Annotated in this window: 19 protein-coding genes; 12 read left to right on the top strand and 7 right to left on the bottom strand. The window is 59.1% G+C overall.

The features are described 5' to 3' along the window. The first annotated feature begins 47 nt into the window (after positions 1-47). The 3 genes from PFAS1_RS15725 (at position 48) to PFAS1_RS15715 (ending at position 4,405) form a co-directional block, all read left to right on the top strand. Entirely contained in the window at positions 48-1,064 is a 1,017-nt protein-coding gene (locus tag PFAS1_RS15725; protein WP_076029723.1) for a class I SAM-dependent rRNA methyltransferase, read from the top strand. A gap of 93 nt (positions 1,065-1,157) precedes the next feature. Beyond that, positions 1,158-4,109: a DUF748 domain-containing protein gene (locus PFAS1_RS15720; RefSeq protein WP_076029722.1), complete on the top strand. Its 2,952-nt coding sequence runs from the start codon at positions 1,158-1,160 to the stop codon at positions 4,107-4,109. Then, entirely contained in the window at positions 4,106-4,405 is a 300-nt protein-coding gene (locus PFAS1_RS15715) for a DUF2845 domain-containing protein (RefSeq protein WP_076029721.1), read from the top strand. Before PFAS1_RS15720 ends, PFAS1_RS15715 begins: the two co-directional genes overlap by 4 nt. Positions 4,406-4,688: 283 nt before the next feature. Here the strand turns inward: PFAS1_RS15715 and PFAS1_RS15710 are convergent, their stop codons facing one another. Together PFAS1_RS15710 and PFAS1_RS15705 are read right to left on the bottom strand one after the other, a co-directional pair. Beyond that, entirely contained in the window at positions 4,689-5,042 is a 354-nt protein-coding gene (locus PFAS1_RS15710; RefSeq protein WP_076029720.1) for a BON domain-containing protein, read from the bottom strand. A gap of 733 nt (positions 5,043-5,775) precedes the next feature. Further along, on the bottom strand, positions 5,776-6,204 hold the full coding sequence (locus PFAS1_RS15705) for a pilin (protein ID WP_076029719.1): 429 nt from the start codon (positions 6,202-6,204) through the stop codon (positions 5,776-5,778). Between the two features lie 225 nt (positions 6,205-6,429). On the opposite strand from PFAS1_RS15705, the gene pilB reads away from it, so the two are divergent. The 5 genes from pilB to yacG are packed head-to-tail and all read left to right on the top strand — an operon-like array spanning position 6,430 to position 11,041. Continuing rightward, positions 6,430-8,130 (top strand): type IV-A pilus assembly ATPase PilB, encoded by a 1,701-nt coding sequence (gene pilB / locus PFAS1_RS15700; RefSeq protein ID WP_076029718.1) that lies wholly within the window; start codon positions 6,430-6,432, stop codon positions 8,128-8,130. A gap of 2 nt (positions 8,131-8,132) precedes the next feature. Next, positions 8,133-9,350: a type II secretion system F family protein gene (locus PFAS1_RS15695; RefSeq protein ID WP_076029717.1), complete on the top strand. Its 1,218-nt coding sequence runs from the start codon at positions 8,133-8,135 to the stop codon at positions 9,348-9,350. Position 9,351: 1 nt separating this feature from the next. Next, complete coding sequence (locus PFAS1_RS15690) at positions 9,352-10,224, top strand: prepilin peptidase (RefSeq protein WP_076029716.1); 873 nt, start codon at positions 9,352-9,354, stop codon at positions 10,222-10,224. Beyond that, a complete protein-coding gene (coaE, locus tag PFAS1_RS15685; protein ID WP_074870974.1) occupies positions 10,221-10,844 on the top strand; it encodes a dephospho-CoA kinase in 624 nt (207 codons plus the stop codon). The genes PFAS1_RS15690 and coaE overlap by 4 nt, the downstream gene beginning before the upstream one ends. Then, positions 10,841-11,041 (top strand): DNA gyrase inhibitor YacG, encoded by a 201-nt coding sequence (gene yacG, locus PFAS1_RS15680; protein WP_008153323.1) that lies wholly within the window; start codon positions 10,841-10,843, stop codon positions 11,039-11,041. Before coaE ends, yacG begins: the two co-directional genes overlap by 4 nt. A gap of 3 nt (positions 11,042-11,044) precedes the next feature. Here the strand turns inward: yacG and PFAS1_RS15675 are convergent, their stop codons facing one another. Next, positions 11,045-11,260 carry a hypothetical protein gene (locus PFAS1_RS15675; protein ID WP_008153324.1) on the bottom strand — a complete coding sequence of 72 codons (216 nt, stop codon included), beginning with the start codon at positions 11,258-11,260 and terminating at the stop codon, positions 11,045-11,047. A 63-nt stretch (positions 11,261-11,323) separates the two neighbouring features. Next, on the bottom strand, positions 11,324-12,013 hold the full coding sequence (locus PFAS1_RS15670) for an energy-coupling factor ABC transporter permease (protein ID WP_074870976.1): 690 nt from the start codon (positions 12,011-12,013) through the stop codon (positions 11,324-11,326). Between the two features lie 245 nt (positions 12,014-12,258). On the opposite strand from PFAS1_RS15670, the gene PFAS1_RS15665 reads away from it, so the two are divergent. Beyond that, positions 12,259-13,713, top strand: a complete 1,455-nt coding sequence (locus PFAS1_RS15665) for a TrkH family potassium uptake protein (RefSeq protein ID WP_076029715.1) — start codon at positions 12,259-12,261, stop codon at positions 13,711-13,713. 462 nt (positions 13,714-14,175) lie between these two features. Here PFAS1_RS15665 and PFAS1_RS15660 read toward each other — a convergent pair whose 3' ends face one another. From PFAS1_RS15660 to PFAS1_RS15650, 3 genes are read right to left on the bottom strand one after another with little or no spacing between them, the layout of a single operon-like run. Further along, positions 14,176-15,444 (bottom strand): OprD family porin, encoded by a 1,269-nt coding sequence (locus PFAS1_RS15660; protein ID WP_076029714.1) that lies wholly within the window; start codon positions 15,442-15,444, stop codon positions 14,176-14,178. 16 nt (positions 15,445-15,460) lie between these two features. Beyond that, positions 15,461-16,681: a benzoate/H(+) symporter BenE family transporter gene (locus PFAS1_RS15655; protein ID WP_076029713.1), complete on the bottom strand. Its 1,221-nt coding sequence runs from the start codon at positions 16,679-16,681 to the stop codon at positions 15,461-15,463. Further along, the gene (locus PFAS1_RS15650) at positions 16,678-18,042 is read right to left on the bottom strand and encodes an aromatic acid/H+ symport family MFS transporter (RefSeq protein WP_076029712.1); all 1,365 of its coding nucleotides are present in this window, start codon (positions 18,040-18,042) and stop codon (positions 16,678-16,680) included. The genes PFAS1_RS15655 and PFAS1_RS15650 overlap by 4 nt, the downstream gene beginning before the upstream one ends. Before the next feature lie 253 nt (positions 18,043-18,295). Between PFAS1_RS15650 and PFAS1_RS15645 the strand changes: the two genes are divergently transcribed. Genes PFAS1_RS15645 through PFAS1_RS15635 form a run of 3 tightly spaced genes read left to right on the top strand, consistent with a single transcriptional unit; the run spans position 18,296 to position 19,674 of the window. After that, complete coding sequence (locus PFAS1_RS15645; protein ID WP_008154887.1) at positions 18,296-18,922, top strand: DUF1780 domain-containing protein; 627 nt, start codon at positions 18,296-18,298, stop codon at positions 18,920-18,922. Then, positions 18,919-19,446: an MOSC domain-containing protein gene (locus PFAS1_RS15640; protein WP_076029711.1), complete on the top strand. Its 528-nt coding sequence runs from the start codon at positions 18,919-18,921 to the stop codon at positions 19,444-19,446. The genes PFAS1_RS15645 and PFAS1_RS15640 overlap by 4 nt, the downstream gene beginning before the upstream one ends. 54 nt (positions 19,447-19,500) lie before the next feature. Further along, positions 19,501-19,674, top strand: a complete 174-nt coding sequence (locus tag PFAS1_RS15635) for a DUF3094 domain-containing protein (RefSeq protein ID WP_008154890.1) — start codon at positions 19,501-19,503, stop codon at positions 19,672-19,674. The last annotated feature ends 4 nt before the right edge of the window (positions 19,675-19,678 follow it).

Raw genomic sequence — 19,678 nt, 5'->3', positions numbered from 1 at the left:
TGCTGTTAAACTCCCGCGCCAAATTCCCCTCCTGCAAGGCGCACAGCATGTCTTCCTTGAATCAGGCGCTGCGCGCCGCCCTCGATCGTCGTCAGGACCTGCTGACCGAACTGCATCAGCAAGGCACCGATTGCTATCGCCTGTTCCACGGCAGCCAGGAAGGCGCCGGCGGCCTGACGATCGACCGCTACGGCCCGCAATTGCTGGTGCAAAGTTTTCACCAGTCGCTGGAACGGGATGCGCTGCTGCAACTGCACGACGCCATCAATCAGCACCTGGGCCTCGAAACGCTGCTGGTCTACAACGATCGCTCCCGGGGCAACTCGCGCATCGACCGTGAAGACACCGTCTACCGCGCCGACGAGGCTGCACTGCAAGACTTGGTCGGTCACGAGTGGGGCTTGAATTACCGGGTTCGCGGCCGCCACGCCGGCCAGGACCCGCTGCTGTTCCTCGACCTGCGCAACACGCGCGGCTGGGTCAAGCAGCACAGCAAAAACAAAAGTGTGCTGAACCTGTTCGCCTACACCTGCGGTGTCGGCCTGAGTGCGGCGGCCGGTGGCGCGAGCGAAGTCTGCAACCTCGATTTCGCTGAGGGCAACCTGGCCGTCGGCCGCGAGAACGGGCTGCTCAATCCGCAGTTGCCGACCATGGACTTCATCCAGTCCGACTACTTCCCGGCCATCCGCCAGTTGGCCGGCCTGCCGATCAGCCAGCGCCGCGGGCAAAAACTGCCGAGCTATCAGCGTCTGGAACAGCGTCAGTACGACCTCGTGCTGCTGGACCCGCCAGCCTGGGCCAAGAGCGCTTTCGGCACCGTCGACCTGCTGCGCGACTATCAGAGCCTGCTGAAACCCGCACTGCTGACCACCGCCGACAATGGCGTGCTGATCTGCTGCAACAACCTGGCAAAAGTCAGCATGGACGACTGGCGCGAGCAGGTTTTGCGTTGTGCCGAGAAAGCCGGCCGGCCGGTGCGCGAGTGGACCGTGATGAAGCCGGGCGGCGATTTTCCGTCAATGGATGAGCAGCCGCCGCTGAAAACCCTGATCCTCCAGCTCTGAGATTCGTCCAGAAAATCAGACAAATCCTATAAAGCAGGATCACTTCGGAACCAGAAACGCGTGCCATACTCCAACGCACTCCGATTCAGACAGATGAAGCCACACATGCCCAAAGGATTGATTCGCGCTATCGGCGCTCTGTTGACCGCTCTAGCCCTCTACAGCCTGCTGGGGTTTCTGATTTTGCCGGGTATCGCGTTGCGGGTGGCCAATCAACAATTGGCCAGTTACGCAACGACGCCCGCGACGATCCAGCGGATCGAACTCAACCCGTTCAGCCTGGAAGTCACCCTGTGGGGCCTGATCATCGGCGAGCCGGGCAAGGAGCAGGTCGGCTTCGAGCGCCTGTACGCCAATTTGCAGATCGACAGCCTCTGGACCAAAGCGCTGCACCTGTCCGATATCGAAATCGATAAACCCAAGACCGAAATCCTCTTCGGCAAGGACGGCAAACTCAATTTGCTCGGCCTGTTCAAAATCCCTGTCAGCGAGCCAACCCCGGCCGACCCGGACGCCCAGCCGTTCCCGTTGCGCATCGAGCGGATCAAACTGGCCGGCGGCTATGTGCACTTCCAGGACGCACGGCCCAGCGAACCGATCGAATTCCTCTACGACAAACTCGATTTCGAGTTGAAGAACCTCAGCACCCTGCCGGAAGACAGTGCCGACATGACCTTGATGGCCGTTGGCCCGGGCGGTGGACAGATCGACTGGACCGGCAATTTCAGCCTGATCCCGATCGCCTCCGAAGGTAAGCTGAAAATCACTGATGGCAAGATGAAATCCTTTTGGCCCTATGTGCGTGACGCGGTGCCATTGGTGCTTGAAGACGGCGTCCTCAGCATGAGCACCGACTACAAACTCAACCTGTCCAAGGAAACCGAACTGCTGTTGAGCAACGTTGCCGTGAGCATCGCGCCGTTCGCGATCAAAGCACCAGACGGCCGGCCACTGGCGAAGCTTGAGCGTCTGGACATCAGTGAAACCACCGTGGACCTGGCCAAGCAACAAGTGGTCGTCGGCAAGATCCGCAGCCAGAAACTGGAAACCTGGGCCGCACTCGAAGCCGACGGGCAACTCGATTGGCAGAAACTGTTCGCCAGCCAACCGTCCAAAGCCGCCGTTAAAGCCAAGGCCGAACCGGCCAGCGCCCCGGCCGCCGCCGATTCACCGAACCCCGAACCGGCGCCCCCGAGCAAGCCATGGCAGGTGCTGCTCAAAGACGTGCAACTGCGCAATTACCAGGTGCATCTGGCTGACCGCAAGGCGCAACCCGCCGTGGCGCTGGACGTCGGCCCGCTGAACCTGGACCTGCAGAATTTCGACAGCCTCAATGGCTCGCCTTTTAACCTCAAGCTCGATACGGGCGTGGGCAAGCAAGGCAAGATCACGGCAGACGGTATCGTCAATCTGGCCCCGGTCAGCGCCAGGTTAAACGTACAAACCAAGGACATCGACCTACGCGTCGCCCAGTCCTATATCAACCCGTTCATTCGCCTGGAACTGCGCAGCGGCATGCTCGGCAGTGATCTGGCGGTCGATCTCAAAAGCACTGAGCCGCTGGCATTCAACGTCACCGGCCGTGCCCAGGTCGATCAACTGCATACCCTCGACACCCTCAAAACCCGCGACTTCCTCAAGTGGCAGCAATTGGTGCTTGAAGGCCTGAACTATCAGCACGGCGACAGCCTGTCGATCGACAAGGTCAACCTGTTCCAGCCTTATGTGCGCTTCATGATCAACGATGACCGCACCACAAACGTCGACGATCTGCTGATTCCGCAACCGCCGGACTCCGGCGCCAAAACGGCTGCTGGCAAACCTGCTGGTAAGGAAAAACCGCTGGGCATTCACATTGGCGGTATTGCCATCAATGACGGCTCGGCCAACTTCGCCGACTTCAGCCTGACCCCGAATTTCGCCACGGCCGTTCAACAGCTCAATGGGCAAATCGGCACCATCGACAGCCGTCAGGCGAAACCGGCCAGCGTCGATATCAAAGGCAAGGTCGACCGTTATGCGCCGGTCACCATCAAGGGCGCGGTCAACCCGTTCGACCCGATGGCCAGCCTCGACATCGCCACCAGTTTCAAACGTGTCGAACTGACCACGCTCACGCCCTACTCCGGCAAGTTCGCCGGTTACCGCATCCGCAAGGGCCGGCTCAATCTGGACCTGCACTACAAGATCACCAACGGCCGACTTCTGGCTGAAAACAAAGTGGTGGTCGAGCAGCTGCAACTGGGTGAAAAGGTCGACAGCCCGGACGCCGTGAGCCTGCCGCTGAAGCTGGCGATTGCCTTGCTCAAGGATGTCGACGGCAAGATATCCATCGAGCTGCCAGTGAGCGGCGACCTGAACAACCCGCAATTCAGTGTCATGCCTATCATTTGGCAGACCCTGCGCAACCTGATCGTGAAGGCCGCAGCAGCGCCCTTCAAAATGATTGGCGGGCTGGTCAGTGGTGGCGGTTCGGAAGATTTGGGCACCGTGTCGTTTGCGCCGGGTTCAAGCGACCTGAGCAAGGACGCCGAAGATTCGCTGGTCAAACTGTCCCAGGCCCTCAAGGAGCGCCCGGCCCTGCGCCTGGAAATCGAAGGCACGGCGGCCGCCAGCAGCGATGGCCCGCTGATCGCCGAGCAACGTCTGGAACGCGAATACCAGTACAACTACTACAAAATGCTCCAGCGTCGCGGTGACAAGGTGCCGGCGAAGGCTTCATTGCTGCAAGTACCGGATAACGAAAAAGGTCCACTGCTGGAAGGGATCTACCGCACGCGCCTGAAAACGCAGCCGCCCGCTGAATGGAAGGATCTGGGCAAGGAAGAACGCACGGTAAAAATGCGCGAAGGCGTGATCAAGTTCTGGAGTTCCAGCGACGTGCTGTTGCGTGAGTTGGGTCAGGAACGCGCCAGCAGCATCAAGGATTATCTGGTCGACAAGGGTCAGCTGGCCGATGACCGCGTGTACTTCATCGACGCCAGCCTCGGTGAAGCGGAAAGTGACGGTCGGGTGGTTACGCCGCTGCATCTGGACGCCGAATGACAGGCGCGAAATGGCTGATGAGCCTGGCTCTGGCGATAGCCGCAGCGCAGGCTTCGGCAGCCGACACCCTGCGTTGCGGCAGTCAATTGGTCAGTGTCGGTGACAGGTCCAGCGAAGTGCTGCAGAAATGCGGAGAACCGGTCAGCCGTGATCTGTTGGGCTACAAGCGCAGCGCTAACCGCCGGGAAGAGTTTCAAGTCGAAGAATGGACCTACGGGCCCAACGGCGGGATGTATCAGTACCTGCGTTTTGAAGGTAATCGTTTGAAGCAGATCACCAGCAAGCGCGGCAACTGAATCCACCACAACATCATGTGGGCACAATTTAATGTGTGCGAGCCTGCTCGCGATAGCGGTCTTTCATTCAACATAGGCGTCGAATGTGAGTCAGCAATCGCGAGCAAGCTCGCTCCCACATTTGGTTTTGCGCTGCCCCAAATAGAACAGGCCCCTGACACGAATGTCCGGGGCCTGTAATGGCCACATCCTTATGGCCTTCGCATGAACTCTCCTGAGGCGGCAGACGTATTGCTCGGCCCGTCTGTCGCGCCTTCTCCCAGTCCAGGCGAGAAGCCTTGCCTTACTCGGATTTCAGGCCATCAGCAGAGACTGCCTGAACGCCTTTGATTTTCTTGGCGATCGCCACAGCGGTGGCTTTCTGAGCGTCAGTTACCGCAACAGTGGACGACAGGGACACTACGCCTTTGTTGGTTTCGACTTTGATGTCGGTGCCAGGAATGCCTTTTTCAGTCACCAGGTCTGCTTTGACCTTGGTGGTGATCCAAGTATCGGAAGTAGCTTCCTTGACTTCGGTCACTTCACCAGCGGCCAGAACCATTGGAGCCTGGGTAGCCTGGGTCTGTGCAAATGCGACGTTGGCCATGGTCAGGGTCAGCGCGGTAGCAGTAGCGGCAGCGATAGCGAACTTCTTCATACGAGTAACTCCTGTTTTTCATAAAGTCTGCTGCGTGTCTTGTCAGCAGGGTTACAGGAGATAGTGCGAACGCTGTGCCAACTTTGAATCAACCAATAAATACATATAAATCAACGACTTAAAAAAACACCTGATTTTCGAAATCATGCAGAATGCATGACTTGGGAATTATCGACATGCAAGTTGCGGGTTTTACCGCAGGCCTAAGGCCATGAATTATTGGAAGTTTTCTCAATTACTCGATTTTTCCCGGAGTGCGAACAAAAAACGCCCCGCAAGGCGTAATGCTGTTCATTTAAGGTTTGGGTCACCGCGTTCATTCAGACAGCACGCGTTATCGTTCACGTCTTTCGCGAGCAGGCTCGCTCCTACAGGGGAATGCGTACGCTTGAAGAGTCAGGTCGAGCGTTAGCTCGCCTCCAGCTTTTGATCTTGAGGTGCACGCCCCATCGGGAGGCCGAGTGGAGGTTCTGCGCAGTGGGCAACCCGGCATGGATGCCGGGTTAGCCGCCCCCGGCCATGGATGGCCGATGGCGGCGGGCCCACGGAGCAGGACCGGAGCGAGGGCATGCCGAGCCTGGGCGAGGCACCGACCGAAAGGGGCAAGAGCCCTTGGTTACTTGGGGCTTTTCCAAGTGACCCGCCGTAAGGGCGGAACCGCCAGCCGCCGTGACCGCAAAAACGGATATGCCCCCGACCCGCAAGATGGGGCACTAGGCAAAACGGTTTTAAATCAGCCTGATGTGGCAGTGGAAGCGGCAGCGGCGCAGGCTTTAGGCGCATATTCAGCATCGACTTCGGTGGTGCATGTCCAGCCAGTCAACGCGCGCGTCAGAGTAATGGACTTATTCAACACCGGACCCGGAGCATTAAGAATTTTGCAAGCGATAGAGCCTGTCCCATCAGCCGCTTTGCCAGTCGCTGACGTCGTGCAGTTGGAGGTCGTTGCGGCGCCACCGATATTATCCAGTGTCACATCGGTCCCTTGATTCATAAGATCCTCGAACGGCACTTTCAACGCGCTGATCTCAGCCAGCCCCGCCGTGACCTTGGCCCGGGCCTGATACTTGGAATATTGCGGCAACGCAAACGTCGCAAGAATCCCGATGATCGCCACCACGATCAGCAGCTCGATAAGCGTAAAACCTTTCTGAGTATTCATAGACAAGCTCCATGCATGAGTCGAAATCTCATGACCTGAACTAGCCGCAGCACAGCCCATGCCAAGCGCCGCGCGCCTGTTGGCCGGGACGTGAGGCGAGTGCAACGCCGTTTCCTACCCCCAGAATCCGCACTATCTGACACTTTTTGTCACCTCAACACCGCTGGTTTGGTTCCTCCGCTTGACTAGGCTATAAGTCATGAACTGTCTGCGTCCGGTATCCCAATGAATGACATTGCCCTTAGCGGTCTGGCCAAGCAATTGGTCCTGGCCGAGCTGCTCACTGACCAAAGCGCGCAACAGGCGTATCAGCAAGCCCAGCGCAGCCGAATCTCCCTCATCAGCTATCTGGTGCAGAACAAACTGGTGAAGAGTCGCCAGGTCGCCGAGATCGCGTCGGAGCACTTCGGCATGGCCTTGCTCGACCTCAACTGCCTGGACAAGGAGAGCCAGCCCAAGGGACTGATCAGCGAGAAACTGATTCGCCAGCACCACGCCCTGCCCCTCTGGCGGCGCGGCAACAAGTTGTTCGTGGGGGTTTCCGACCCGACCAATCAGCAAGCCATCAATGACATCCAGTTCAGCACCGGGCTGAATACCGAAGCCATCCTGGTGGAGGACGACAAGCTCAGCGACGCCATCGAAAAATTCTTCGATAACCAAGGCTCCGGCCTGGAAGACATGGCTGACGTTGACCTCGATGGTGTGGACATCGAGTCGATCGATGACAACAGACAAGACGCCATTGCCGGCCAGGATGCCGATGACGCGCCCGTGGTGCGCTTCGTCCACAAGATGTTGCTGGACGCGATCAAAAGCGGCTCTTCCGACCTGCATTTCGAACCCTACGAAAAAACCTACCGAGTGCGGATGCGCACCGACGGAATGTTGCGTGAAGTGGCCAAGCCACCGATCCACCTGGCCAGTCGCATCGCCGCGCGGCTGAAAGTCATGGCCAGCCTCGACATCTCGGAGCGACGCCGGCCCCAGGACGGGCGGATCAAGATGCGCCTGTCCAAGACCAAGTCCATCGATTTTCGGGTCAACACCCTGCCGACCCTGTGGGGCGAGAAAGTGGTGATCCGGATCCTCGACCCGTCCAGCGCACAAATGGGCATCGATGCCCTCGGTTACGAGCAGGACCAGAAAGACCTGTACATGGCCGCGCTGAAGCAACCCCAGGGCATGATTCTGGTGACAGGCCCCACCGGGTCGGGCAAGACCGTATCGCTCTACACCGGGCTGAACATTCTCAACACCGTGGACATCAACATCTCCACCGCCGAAGACCCGGTAGAGATCAACATGGAAGGCATCAACCAGGTCAACGTCAATCCCAAGCAGGGAATGGACTTCGCCCAGGCGCTGCGCTCATTTCTGCGACAGGACCCGGACGTGATCATGGTCGGCGAAATCCGCGACCTCGAAACCGCCGAAATTGCCATCAAAGCCGCCCAGACCGGTCACCTCGTGCTGTCGACCCTGCACACCAACAGCGCCGCCGAAACCCTGACGCGCCTGCACAACATGGGCATCCCGGGTTTCAACATTGCCACCTCGATCAGCCTGATCATTGCCCAGCGCCTGGCGCGCAAGCTGTGCAGCCATTGCAAGAAACCCATCGAGATTCCCCGGGAAGCGCTGCTCAAGGAAGGCTTCCCCGAGGAACGCATCGGCTCATTCACGATCTATGAACCGGTCGGTTGCGATCTGTGCAACGGCGGTTACAAAGGGCGAGTGGGGATTTATGAAGTGGTGAAAAACACACCGGAGCTGCAACGGCTGATCATGGCCGAAGGCAATTCACTGGAAATCGACATCCAGATGCGTAAAGACGGCTTCAACGACCTGCGCACGTCGGGCCTGCTCAAGGCCATGCAAGGCATCACCAGCCTTGAAGAAATCAACCGGGTCACCAAGGACTGAATATGGCGGTCAAAGCAGCAAAAATCAGCGTCTACGCCTGGGAAGGCACCGACCGCAAAGGCACTAGAATGACGGGCGAGTTGAGCGGCCAGAACCCGGCGTTGATCAAGGCGCAGTTGCGCAAGCAGGGCATCAACCCCGGCAAGGTGCGCAAGAAGTCCACCTCGATTTTCAACCTGGGCAAGCGCATCAAGGCCCAGGACATCGCCCTGTTCACCCGGCAGATGGCGACCATGATGAAGGCCGGCGTACCGCTGCTGCAGTCCTTCGACATCATCGGCGAAGGCTTCGAAAACCCGGCCATGCGCGCGCTGATCGACGAGGTGAAACAGGAAGTCGCGGCGGGTAACAGCTTCGCCGCCTCCTTGCGCAAAAAACCTCAGTATTTCGACGAGCTCTACTGCAACCTGGTCGATGCCGGCGAGCAGGCCGGTGCCCTCGATACCCTGCTGGAAAGAGTGGCGACCTATAAGGAAAAAAGCGAAAGCCTCAAGGCCAAGATCAAGAAAGCCATGACCTACCCGCTGGCGGTGGTGTTCGTCGCGATCATCGTGACCGGGATCCTGCTGGTCAAAGTGGTGCCGCAGTTCGAATCGGTATTCAAAGGGTTTGGCGCCGAATTGCCAGCCTTCACGGTGATGGTCATCGGCCTCTCGGAATTCATGCAGGACTGGTGGTGGGCGATGCTCGGCGTGCTGATCGCGGCCATCTTCGGCGTGCGCCACGCGTTTAAAACGTCGCAAGGCTTTCGCGACCGAATGGACACCTGGCTGCTGAAAATGCCGCTGATTGGCACGCTGATGTACAAGTCCGCCGTGGCCCGTTACGCCCGCACACTGTCGACGACTTTTGCGGCAGGCGTGCCACTGGTGGAAGCCCTGGATTCGGTGGCCGGCGCTACCGGCAACATTGTGTTCAAGCGCGCGGTGCTGCGGATCAAGCAGGACGTGTCGACCGGTATGCAGCTGAATTTTTCCATGCGCGCCTCCGGCATTTTTCCGAGTATGGCGATCCAGATGACCGCCATCGGCGAAGAGTCCGGCGCATTGGATGACATGCTCGACAAGGTCGCGAGCTTCTATGAGGACGAAGTGGACAACATGGTCGATAACCTCACCAGCCTGATGGAGCCGTTCATCATGGTGGTGCTGGGTGTTATCGTCGGGGGCCTGGTGGTTGCGATGTACCTGCCCATCTTCCAACTCGGCACAGCGATCTGACATGCCCTTGAACGACATTCTGACCCTCCACCCGTTGTCCTTCGTGATTGCAGCCATGTTGGTCGGCCTGCTGATGGGCAGTTTCCTCAACGTGGTGGTCTGGCGCCTGCCAAAAATGCTTGACCGCGAATGGCGTGAGGAGGCTCGTGAAGTGCTGGGTTTGCCAGGCGAAACACCGCTGCCGACCTTCAACCTGATGCTGCCCCACTCCCAGTGCCCCCATTGCGGCCATCGAATCCGTGCCTGGGAAAATATTCCGCTGCTCAGTTATCTGTTCTTGCGGGGGCGATGCTCGAACTGCACGGCAGCCATCAGCAAACGCTACCCACTGACCGAACTGGCCTGCGGTCTGCTTTCGGCGTTTATCGCCTGGCATTTCGGTTTCGGCTGGCAGGCTTGCATGACGCTGCTCCTGAGCTGGGGGTTGCTGGCCATGAGCCTGATCGACGCCGAGCACCAACTGCTGCCGGACGTGCTGGTGCTGCCGCTGATATGGCTGGGGCTGATCGTCAACAGCTTCGCGCTGTTCGTGCCCTTGCATGATGCTTTGTGGGGCGCGGTGGCCGGCTATTTGGCGTTATGGTCGGTGTTCTGGCTGTTCAAGCTGATCACCGGCAAGGAAGGCATGGGCCACGGTGATTTCAAGTTGCTGGCGATGTTCGGCGCCTGGGGTGGCTGGCAGATCCTGCCACTGACCATCCTGTTATCGTCGATGGTGGGCGCCGTTGTCGGCGTGATTTTGCTGCGGTTGCGCAACGCGAAAACCTCCACGCCGATACCCTTCGGACCCTATCTGGCAATTGCCGGCTGGATTGCCTTGCTCTGGGGTGGTCAAATAACCGGCTTCTATTGGCAGTTTGTCGGTTTGAAATGAATACCCCTGTGGAAAAACCCTGGATTCTCGGCCTGACCGGCGGCATCGGCAGCGGCAAAAGCGCGGCGGCCCAGCACTTCATCGACCTGGGCGTACACGTTGTGGACGCCGATCACGCGGCGCGCTGGGTGGTAGAGCCGGGGCGCCCGGCGCTGGCCAGGATCGCCGAACACTTTGGCCCCGGCGTATTGCAAGCCGACGGGCAACTGGATCGCGCGGCGTTGCGCAAACTGATCTTCGAAGTGCCAGAGGAACGCCGCTGGCTCGAAGCGTTGCTGCATCCGCTGATCGCCAAGGAAATCGCCGAGCATCTGGCCAAGGCACAATCGCCTTACGCGATTCTGGTTTCGCCATTGCTGATCGAGTCCGGGCAGTACGCCATGACCCAACGAGTCCTGGTGATCGATGCCCCGGAACAACTACAGATTGAGCGCACCCTGCAGCGTGACCAGACCAGCGAGCAACAGGTCCAGGCGATCCTCAAGGCCCAGTCCAGCCGCCAGGACCGCGTGAGCCATGCCGACGATGTGGTGGTCAACGACCGCGACCTCGCCTGGCTGCACAGCGAGGTCGAACGCCTGCATCACTTTTACCTTACTTTGCGTGGAGGCCAGTCATGAGCCAGACCCCAACCGTCAATTGCCCAACCTGTGGCGCCCCTGTCGAATGGGTCGCCAGCAACGTCAACCGGCCGTTCTGTTCGGATCGCTGCAAATTGATCGACCTCGGGGCATGGGCCTCGGAAGAACACAAGATTCCGGTCAGCCCGGATGCCGAAGACGACCTGTTCAGCGAAGACTTCGAGCCGCGTCACTGATCTTCAAGGTCGCATAAAACCGTAGTCCTGGCTGTCATCGAGGTTTTCCGCAAGAAAACGCAACTCATCGGCCAGGTCTTCGACACTGCGCACTGCCTTGCTCTGTTGCACCACTGCACTGAGCAAGGCACGCAGGCTCAACCCCGGATCAAAGCCTACCTCCTGCGCCCCATCCAGACTTTGACGCAACTCCTGCCTTGCCCACTCGTAGACACTCATTTCGATGCTCCTGAAGGTTTTCCAGAGCATGGATTCGCGGGCGATTTTTGCCTTTGATATGGATCAAGATTTGGGATCGTCGTCTTTCCAGGGCGCTGAAAGGTAGCGCGTGCGATTGAACGTCTCCAGCCACTCGGGGCAAAACACCACCAACGCGCTGACGACCATGCCGTTGATGAACGCTTCCGGAAAGATCAGCAGCCACAGATAACCGACAAAATCCTCCAGCCAATAGGGCATGGCGAAACGTTCGTCGAACCACAGCAACCACAGCGCCAGAAGCAGGCACAGCAACGCCGACAACGCCGCAGCAAAGAAACCGGACACGAAGATATACACAAAGGGATTACGCGGCTGCGCTCGCTCCACCAGGATCGCGCAGCATTCGGTGACCAGCACCGGCAGCAGAATCAGCAGCGCACCGTTGACCCCCATCGCCGCCAGATCCTGGCGCCCGAGCAGCACCAGTCCCGCTTGCGCGACCAACCCGCCGACAATCGCCAGCGGCCAGTCGAGCAACAGGGTCACGGCGGTCATGCCGATAAAGTGATAGGACACGCCGGTGTCGAAGTCTTGCCGCACCAGCCAGAGCAAGAACAACGCGAACACCGTGCCGAACAACAGATGCTGGCGGCGACTGTCGCTGAACAGTTCGACCCACGGTGCTCGACAGACAGCCCAAATCACTGCCGGCACGTATATCAGCCAGCCAACCGCAAGGCTTTGCGCTGACAGCAACTCGGCGCCGATCATGGGCGCGCCTTCCTGGACGCCGGGCCCCGCGCAAGCAAACGACTGAGCAGCAACATTGTTCTATATTTCACGCGTCTCTCCCGTCGTGATAGCTATGAGTCTATACCGGCGTTTATGACTGGCCGTATCGCACTTCCAGCCGGGCGCGCAGAGAATCCAGGGAAAGAAAAAAGTTACGCAAACTTTACGAGACAAAATGGCAAGCCGGTCGATACTGCGCGGCGCTAACAAGACAGGCGTTATCTATGTCCATTGCGGTTTTGCGGTTTATCGGTTTCATCCTGGGTATTTTTCTGATCACGCTCGCAGTGAGTATGGCGATACCGCTGCTCACGCTGGTGATCTACGAACGCAACGATGAGATGTCAGCCTTTGGGTGGTCAATTGTGATCACGATGGTGTCCGGGCTGCTGCTGATTAACAAGGGACGTCCTGAAAACGCTCAGTTGCGTCCCCGCGATATGTACATGCTGACCACGGCCAGTTGGGTGGTCGTTTGCATGTTTGCCGCGTTACCCATGGTCTTTATCCAGCAAATCAGCTACACCGACGCGTTTTTTGAAACGATGTCCGGTATCACCACCACCGGATCGACCATTCTGACCGGCCTGGACACTGCCTCTCCCGGATTGCTGATTTGGCGTTCAATGCTGCATTGGCTGGGCGGAATCGGCTTCATCGGCATGGCCGTGGCCATCCTGCCGCTATTGCGGGTCGGGGGGATGCGCCTGTTCCAGACCGAATCATCCGACTGGTCGGAGAAGGTCACACCTCGCTCCCATGTCGCCGCCAAATATATTCTGGGGCTGTATGTCGGGCTTACCGCTGTTTCCACGCTGGCCCTGTGGATAGCCGGAATGACGCCGTTCGAAGCCGTCAATCATGCAATGGCGTTGATTTCCACAGGAGGTTTTTCCACCTCCGATGCTTCTCTGGCGCACTGGACGCAACCGGCCATTCATTGGGTGTCGGTGGTTGTCATGATTTTGGGCAGCCTGCCTTTTGCCCTGTATGTGAGCATGGTGCGCGGAAACAAACAGGCCTTGTTCAACGATCATCAGGTACGCGGCTTCATTGGTTTTTTGCTCATCACCTGGCTGCTGTTCGGCACCTGGCTGTGCTTGAACAGCGAGTACGGCTGGTGGGACGCGTTTCGGATCGTGGCGGTCAACGTGACGTCGGTGGTCACGACGACCGGCGTGGCGCTAGGGGATTACACGTTATGGGGCAGCTTCTCCGTGTTGCTGTTTTTTTATCTGACCTTTGTCGGCGGCTGCTCCGGCTCCACTGCCGGCGGTCTTAAAATCTTCCGTTTTCAAGTGGCTGGCGCCTTGCTCATGGGCAGCCTGAAACAACTGATTCATCCTCGCGCCGTCATCCAGAAGAAATACAACAATCGCCCGATCGATGAAGATATCGCCCGCTCACTCCTGACGTTTTCATTCTTTTTCACCATCACCATCGGGGCCATCGCCATGGGGTTGGCGCTCATCGGCCTGGACTGGACCACGGCATTGAGTGGCGCGGCTACCGCGGTCTGCAACGTGGGACCGGGCCTTGGTTCGATCATTGGCCCGGCAGGCAACTTCTCCACACTGCCCGATGCCGCCAAATGGCTGCTGACCTTTGGCATGCTGCTGGGAAGACTGGAAATCCTCACCGTTCTGGTGCTGTTCATCCCGGTTTTCTGGAAGTACTAGCCCTGTCTGGACACCTCTTGTCCGCCGAGCCAATGCGTTTCTGGTCCTGCCGAACTGGATGGGGATGACGTAACCGGCACTTCAGGTCCAATGCCGTGGATCGTTCATCACCGCCTCGTGTTCAGCGAACAGCTTGGGTAGTTCGGCTTTGAGAAAGTCACTTAAGGTTGGGGGGGCATCCGTGCCGGGTTGCCCACTGCGCAGAACCTGCGCTTGGCCTCTCAATGGGGCGTACACCGCAAAAGCAAAGCGAGGCGGCCTACCGGCCGGCCTGTTTCCTCAACGCCTGCGCGTGTTGATCGTTCCCACGCTCTGCGTGGGAATGCCGCCGGGGACGCTCCGCGTTCCGCTGTCGACACAAGGCTCGAGTCCTGCGCAGGGGTGACGCGGAGCGTCACGGGATGCATTCCCACGCAGAGCGTGGGAACGATCAGTGGGTGTCGGGAGCTGTTGATCTGGCTCTTATAGCAGCGTCCAGGTGTAGCTGAGGATCAAGCGGTTTTCGTCGATATCGCTACGGTAGTTGGAACGCGCCATCGCGTTGCGCACACGGATCCCGAGGCCTTTGAGGCTGCCGCTCTGCAGCACATAGCCGATGTCCAGATCGCGCTCGCGGTCCTTGCCCTCGAACCCTTTGCCGGTATCGACATTGTTGCCGGTGATGTAGCGCACGGTGCTGGTCAGCCCCGGCACGCCGAGGGCGGCGAAATCGTAGTCGTAACGCACCTGCCAGGAGCGCTCATCGGTGTAGGCGAACTCGTAGGTTGGCACTTCGTTACCCAGAGGGCTGATGTTGGCAAACACTCGCGGGAAGGCGCTGTCGCCGTACATGCCCTGATAGCCGACATAGAACGTGTGCCCGCCACGCTTGGCCGACAGCAAGGAGAAAAACGCCTGGTTGTCTATGTTGCCCAGCAGCTTTTTGCCGTCTTCGCGCGAATCGTAATAACCAAGGTTGGCGCCCAGGATCCAGTTACCGAACGGCTCGCTGTGCTTGAGGCCGAGAAAGCGTTGGTTGTAGATATCCTCAAGCTGCCCGAACCAGGCGCTGACCGAGCTGCGTTTATCGTTGAAGGCGTAATCGGCGCCAGCAAAGTTGAAACCATCACTGCTGACCTGACGCTTCGGCACATGACCGAGCATGGCTTGCATCTTTTCGTCGCCGGCCTCGTTGCGCAGGCTGGTCGAGTTCAAGTGGCCACCTTGTACGGTCAGGCCGTTGATCTCGTTCGAGCTGACGCTCGCGCCCTGATAGCTGGGCGGCAGCAAACGGATATCGCTGAAAGCCAGCACCGGCAGGTTCGGTTGCAGTTCACCCACCTTCAATTCGGTTTTGGAGAATCGCACTTTTAACGCGCCTTCCAGACGGCTGTAATCATCCGCCGCGCGCCCGTCATCCTGCACCGGCAGCAAACCGGTGTTGACCCGGTCCGGGCTGCTGTCGAGTTTGAGGCCGAGCAGGCCAATAACATCCACACCAAATCCGACGGGGCCTTGGGTATAACCGGATTTGACGTTGAGGATGAAGCCCTGCGCCCACTCTTCGGCTTTCGATTGTTGGTTGGCCCCGACGATGTCGGAAAAGTCCCGGCTGAAGTAGTAATTGCGTGCTTGCAAGGTGGCGGTGGTGTCTTCGATGAAGCCGCCCTCGGCCGCCATCGCACCGGCGGAGAAACTGGAGACGACCGCCATGGACAACACGGAACCGGTTGTTGGAAGAATCTGTTTCATCGTTTTTCTCTTGTTTTTATTGATCGACAGGTTGAAGTGCTTCAGTCGCAGCGGATTTGCTGCGGGGAGCGGGACGACGGGCGTTCAGCAACACGTGGGTGACCATGCCGAAAATCAGCCCCCAAAAAGCAGCGGACAAACCCAACAACGACATGCCCGAGGCGGTGGTCAGAAAAGTCACCAACGCGGCTTCGCGATCACTCGGCACGGCCATTGCGCCGGCCAACGCCCCGGCAATCGCGGCGAACAGCGCCAGCCCGGCCAGGGCCGCGATCAGTTCTTTGGGGAACGCCGAAAACAGTGAAACCAGGGTGGCGCCGAAAATCCCCAGCACCAGGTAACACAGCCCGCCCACAACCCCGGCCACATAGCGTTTGCCGGGATCTTCATGGGCTTCGCGCCCGGTACAAATCGCCGCGGTGATGGCTGCCAGATTCAGCCCATGGCAACCGAACGGCGCCAACAGCGCCGTGCCCACCGCACTGCTGGCGATGATCGGGCCGGCCGGCGTTGGGTAACCGCTGGCGCGCAGCACCGCCATGCCGGGAACGAACTGGCCGGTCAGCGCCACCATCACCAGCGGCAAGGCGATATTCAGGGTCGCGCTCAGGCTGAACGTCGGTGTGATCCACACCGGCGTGGCCAACCCGATCACCAACGCCTCGCTGTGCAAATCACCGGCGAGAAAAGCCATCGAGCAACCCACCAGCAGCACCATCAACACCGCATACCGCGGTATCAGCCGTTTGCAGACCAGGTACGTGGCGAACATCGCCAGCACCAGCAACGGCTTGCCCTGCAACGAGACGAACAACCCGGTGCCGAAGCTGAACAGGATCCCCGCGAGCATCGCTGCCGCAATCGCCGCGGGCAGTTTGCCGATGATCCGGTCAAACGCCCCCGAGACTCCGACCAGAAAGATAATCAGGCTGCTGACCAGATACGCGCCTACTGCCTCCGGCATGGAGATCCCCGGCAACAGCGCCACCAGCAACGCCGAACCCGGCGCTGACCACGCGATGATCACCGGCACGCGGTAACGCAGGCTCAAACCGATTCCGAGCACGGCGCTGCCGATGGAAATCGCCCAAACCCAGGAAGACAGCACCTCCCGCGAGAGGTGCGCAGTCTCGGCAGCCTGAAAGATGATCACCAACGGGCCTGCGTAGGAAATCACCGTGGCGATAAATCCGGCCACGGCCGCAGACAGGGAAAAGTCCTGGAATAAGCTTTTCATGAAGCCTCGCCGACAGCCCCGTCAGGCGATCCATGGATACCCGGCAACTTTTGTTGGGCACTGCGCCGACTGCTGATGGCGAACACGGTCATGGCAATCGCGGCCACCGCACCGGGCAAGGCGAATGCCATGAAGTTCAGTTGCAGCGGCAGGCTGATCCCGAGCAAGGCACCGCCCAGCAGCGGTCCGACGATGGCACCGTTGCGCCCGATGCCCGAGGCCCAGCCCAAACCGGTGGAGCGAATGGTCATTGAGTAGAACTGCGCGGCGCAGGCGTACAACAGAATCTGCGAGCCAATGGTGGTGGCGCCGGCAATGGCGATCAGCAGGTACAACAGCGGCATCGGACTGTTGAAGCCCAGCAAGGTGATCGACACCGCAGCCACGGCGAAGAACACCGCCAACACCCGCGGCAGGTTGAGTTTGTCTCCCAGCACACCGCCGCCCACCGCGCCGAAAATGGCACCGAAGTTGAGCACCAGCAGGAACGACAGACTCGAGCCCAGGCTGTAACCGGCGTTGGCCATCAGTTTTGGCAGCCAGGAACTCAAGGCGTAGACCATCAGCAAGCAGCAGAAAAACGCCAGCCACAACATCAGCGTGCGCAGTGCACGACCTTCGCGAAACAGTTGCAACACCGGCGTGCCAGTGCCCTTCACTTCACTCATGTGCAACTGATCGCTGGTTTGCGCGACGTACGCCGGGTCAATTCGCTGCAGGACGTTGCGCGCCTCTTCATTGCGCCCCTGGCGCAGCATGAAACCCACCGACTCGGGCAGGAAGTACATGATCAACGGCAACAACAGCAACGGCAGCACCGCTACGTAAAACACCGATTGCCAGCCAAAACTCGGGATCAGCACGATACCGAGCCCCGCCGAGAGCATGCCGCCGACCGAATAGCCGCTGAACATGATCGCCACCAGCGTGCTGCGAATTTTCTTCGGCGCGTACTCGTTCATCAGCGCCACCACGTTGGGCATCACCCCGCCAATGCCCAGCCCGGCAATGAACCGGCAGAGACCAAATTCGGTGGGGTTGCGGGCAAAACCATTGAGCACGGTGAAACCGCTGAACAGCATCACGCAGATCGTGATGGCTTTTTTGCGACCGATCCTGTCCGACAGCGGGCCGAAAAACAGCGCGCCGAACATCATGCCGAACAACGCATAGCTGCCCAGTGCGCCCGCTTGCAGAGGACTGAGCCCCCACTCTTTCATCAGCATCGGCAGCACCACGCCGTAGATCACCAAATCGTAACCGTCAAAAATGATGATCAGGGCACACCAGAACAGCACCATCCAGTGAAAGCGGTTGAATCGAGCGTTGTCGATAACCGCATGTACGTCGATCTTGCGCATGGCATTTATCTCTTGTTGTTATTTTTTTAAGAGCGTCGGCAACACGGCTAACGTCCGTACAGCCGAGGGTAGAGGCGCCAGGCGCGGGGCAATATCCGCTTTGCGCAGATCGCTATCCGTTTTGTGCAATGCCCTGAAACAGGCGCTGAATCAGGATTGAGGCCGGCAATAGCGCGACGAAGATCGGGCAGACTTTGCCCTCTACGACAAATTGTCTTTTTTGCGATCACATTTGAACGCTAAGCTTGGGCTTATGGATGACTCAGATTATTTACGCCTGCTGACCATTGCGGCCGAGCAAGCCAACGCGTTCCTGTCCAATGCCCGCAAATGGGAGCGTGAGCGTTGGGTCTGCCAGCGCCTGCTGCAAGGCCTGAACATTCCCTATCGCGCCGACGAATTCGCCCCGGCCGGGGAGCCGCCGGACGTGCTTTTTCGTGACGCCAGTTTCGAAGTGTTTTTCGTGCTCGATGAGGGCCGACGCCTCAACGACGAATGGCGCGATGAGCTGCAACGCCGGCGCAGTGCGTTTTCCCTGAGTTCGCTGGTGCGCCGCGAGGCCAAGCCCCGGCGCATTCCGGCCAATGAGTTCTTGCTCAGGCTCGCGCCAACCTTGCGCAAAAAAGCCCACAACTACAAAGAACGCGGCATGGACCTGGGCGAACTGGACATCATCGCCTTCGCCAGCCTCAAGCGCGAAGTGCTGGACCTCAACAGCCATTTCCCGCCACCAACCGAATACCTGCGCCAAGGCTGGCGCTCGTTGTCGCTGGTCGGCCCGACCTTCGCCCGTGTGCTGTTCGCTCACCCGGATGCCCCGGACTTTCTGCGCAGCAACCTGGGTCGCAGCATTGTTTTCGACGTCGGGATCAGCCTGTGAGTCCATTGCAGGAACTGATTGCCGAAGTGCCGCAAACCGGTCGCGTTCGCTGGATCGGCGTGCGGCCGCAATCACGTTCTCAAATGATCGAACTCGATGCCGTGGAGGCGCGGCTCGAAGCCGGATTGACCGGTGATCACGCACGTCCCGGCGTACGCAATGCACGGCAAGTGACGCTGATCCAATGGGAGCATCTGGCGGTGATCAACTCACTGATGGGCCGGCCGGAAGATAAACCGGTATTACCTAATGATTTGCGACGCAACCTCGTTATCAGCGGCATCAATCTCTTCAGTCTCAAGGGTCGGCGCTTCAGGATTGGCCAGGCGATTTTCGAAACCACTGGCTGGTGCCAACCCTGCGCCCGTCTCGAGAACAACCTCGGTCCCGGGACCTTTCAGGCCGTTCGCGGACATGGCGGAATCACCGCCCGGGTGTTACAAAGTGGAATCATTCGCCTGGACGATACGGTGAGCGTCGAGCCCGTTCCTGACAGCGGCTATGCTCCGTTCAACGTTCGTTAAATCAGCCTGTAGCTTCTACACATTCAGCTACGTCTACCCCTGACGAGGCCCAATATGACCAGCCGCCTGAACCCCGACGACCAAAAGCATGTCGAAGAGTACCTGCAACTGTCCCAGCACCAAGTCGAGCGCCGGCCTTTCCGGCCGTGGATGCTCCTGGTGGTGGTGTTGGCAGTGACCATTGGTTTAGGCCTGTTGAGCCGACTTATCAGTTACCTGACGCTATGAGCTG

It is taken from the genome of Pseudomonas frederiksbergensis (genome assembly GCF_001952935.1).
Lineage (GTDB): Bacteria > Pseudomonadota > Gammaproteobacteria > Pseudomonadales > Pseudomonadaceae > Aquipseudomonas > Aquipseudomonas frederiksbergensis.
The sequence above is the reverse complement of the archived record's forward strand: the minus strand, read 5'-3'. Positions and strand labels throughout refer to the sequence as shown.

Excerpts from the sequence above, each read along its gene's own strand:
- PFAS1_RS15670 (WP_074870976.1), bottom strand. The coding sequence starts at position 12,013 with ATGATCGGCGCCGAGTTGCTGTCAGCGCAAAGCCTTGCGGTTGGCTGG.
- PFAS1_RS15675 (WP_008153324.1), bottom strand. The coding sequence starts at position 11,260 with ATGAGTGTCTACGAGTGGGCAAGGCAGGAGTTGCGTCAAAGTCTGGAT.
- pilB (WP_076029718.1), top strand. The coding sequence starts at position 6,430 with ATGAATGACATTGCCCTTAGCGGTCTGGCCAAGCAATTGGTCCTGGCC.
- PFAS1_RS15645 (WP_008154887.1), top strand. The coding sequence starts at position 18,296 with ATGGATGACTCAGATTATTTACGCCTGCTGACCATTGCGGCCGAGCAA.
- PFAS1_RS15690 (WP_076029716.1), top strand. The coding sequence starts at position 9,352 with ATGCCCTTGAACGACATTCTGACCCTCCACCCGTTGTCCTTCGTGATT.
- coaE (WP_074870974.1), top strand. The coding sequence starts at position 10,221 with ATGAATACCCCTGTGGAAAAACCCTGGATTCTCGGCCTGACCGGCGGC.
- PFAS1_RS15720 (WP_076029722.1), top strand. The coding sequence starts at position 1,158 with ATGAAGCCACACATGCCCAAAGGATTGATTCGCGCTATCGGCGCTCTG.
- PFAS1_RS15655 (WP_076029713.1), bottom strand. The coding sequence starts at position 16,681 with ATGAAAAGCTTATTCCAGGACTTTTCCCTGTCTGCGGCCGTGGCCGGA.
- PFAS1_RS15660 (WP_076029714.1), bottom strand. The coding sequence starts at position 15,444 with ATGAAACAGATTCTTCCAACAACCGGTTCCGTGTTGTCCATGGCGGTC.
- PFAS1_RS15695 (WP_076029717.1), top strand. The coding sequence starts at position 8,133 with ATGGCGGTCAAAGCAGCAAAAATCAGCGTCTACGCCTGGGAAGGCACC.
- PFAS1_RS15650 (WP_076029712.1), bottom strand. The coding sequence starts at position 18,042 with ATGCGCAAGATCGACGTACATGCGGTTATCGACAACGCTCGATTCAAC.
- PFAS1_RS15710 (WP_076029720.1), bottom strand. The coding sequence starts at position 5,042 with ATGAAGAAGTTCGCTATCGCTGCCGCTACTGCTACCGCGCTGACCCTG.
- yacG (WP_008153323.1), top strand. The coding sequence starts at position 10,841 with ATGAGCCAGACCCCAACCGTCAATTGCCCAACCTGTGGCGCCCCTGTC.
- PFAS1_RS15705 (WP_076029719.1), bottom strand. The coding sequence starts at position 6,204 with ATGAATACTCAGAAAGGTTTTACGCTTATCGAGCTGCTGATCGTGGTG.
- PFAS1_RS15635 (WP_008154890.1), top strand. The coding sequence starts at position 19,501 with ATGACCAGCCGCCTGAACCCCGACGACCAAAAGCATGTCGAAGAGTAC.
- PFAS1_RS15715 (WP_076029721.1), top strand. The coding sequence starts at position 4,106 with ATGACAGGCGCGAAATGGCTGATGAGCCTGGCTCTGGCGATAGCCGCA.
- PFAS1_RS15725 (WP_076029723.1), top strand. The coding sequence starts at position 48 with ATGTCTTCCTTGAATCAGGCGCTGCGCGCCGCCCTCGATCGTCGTCAG.
- PFAS1_RS15665 (WP_076029715.1), top strand. The coding sequence starts at position 12,259 with ATGTCCATTGCGGTTTTGCGGTTTATCGGTTTCATCCTGGGTATTTTT.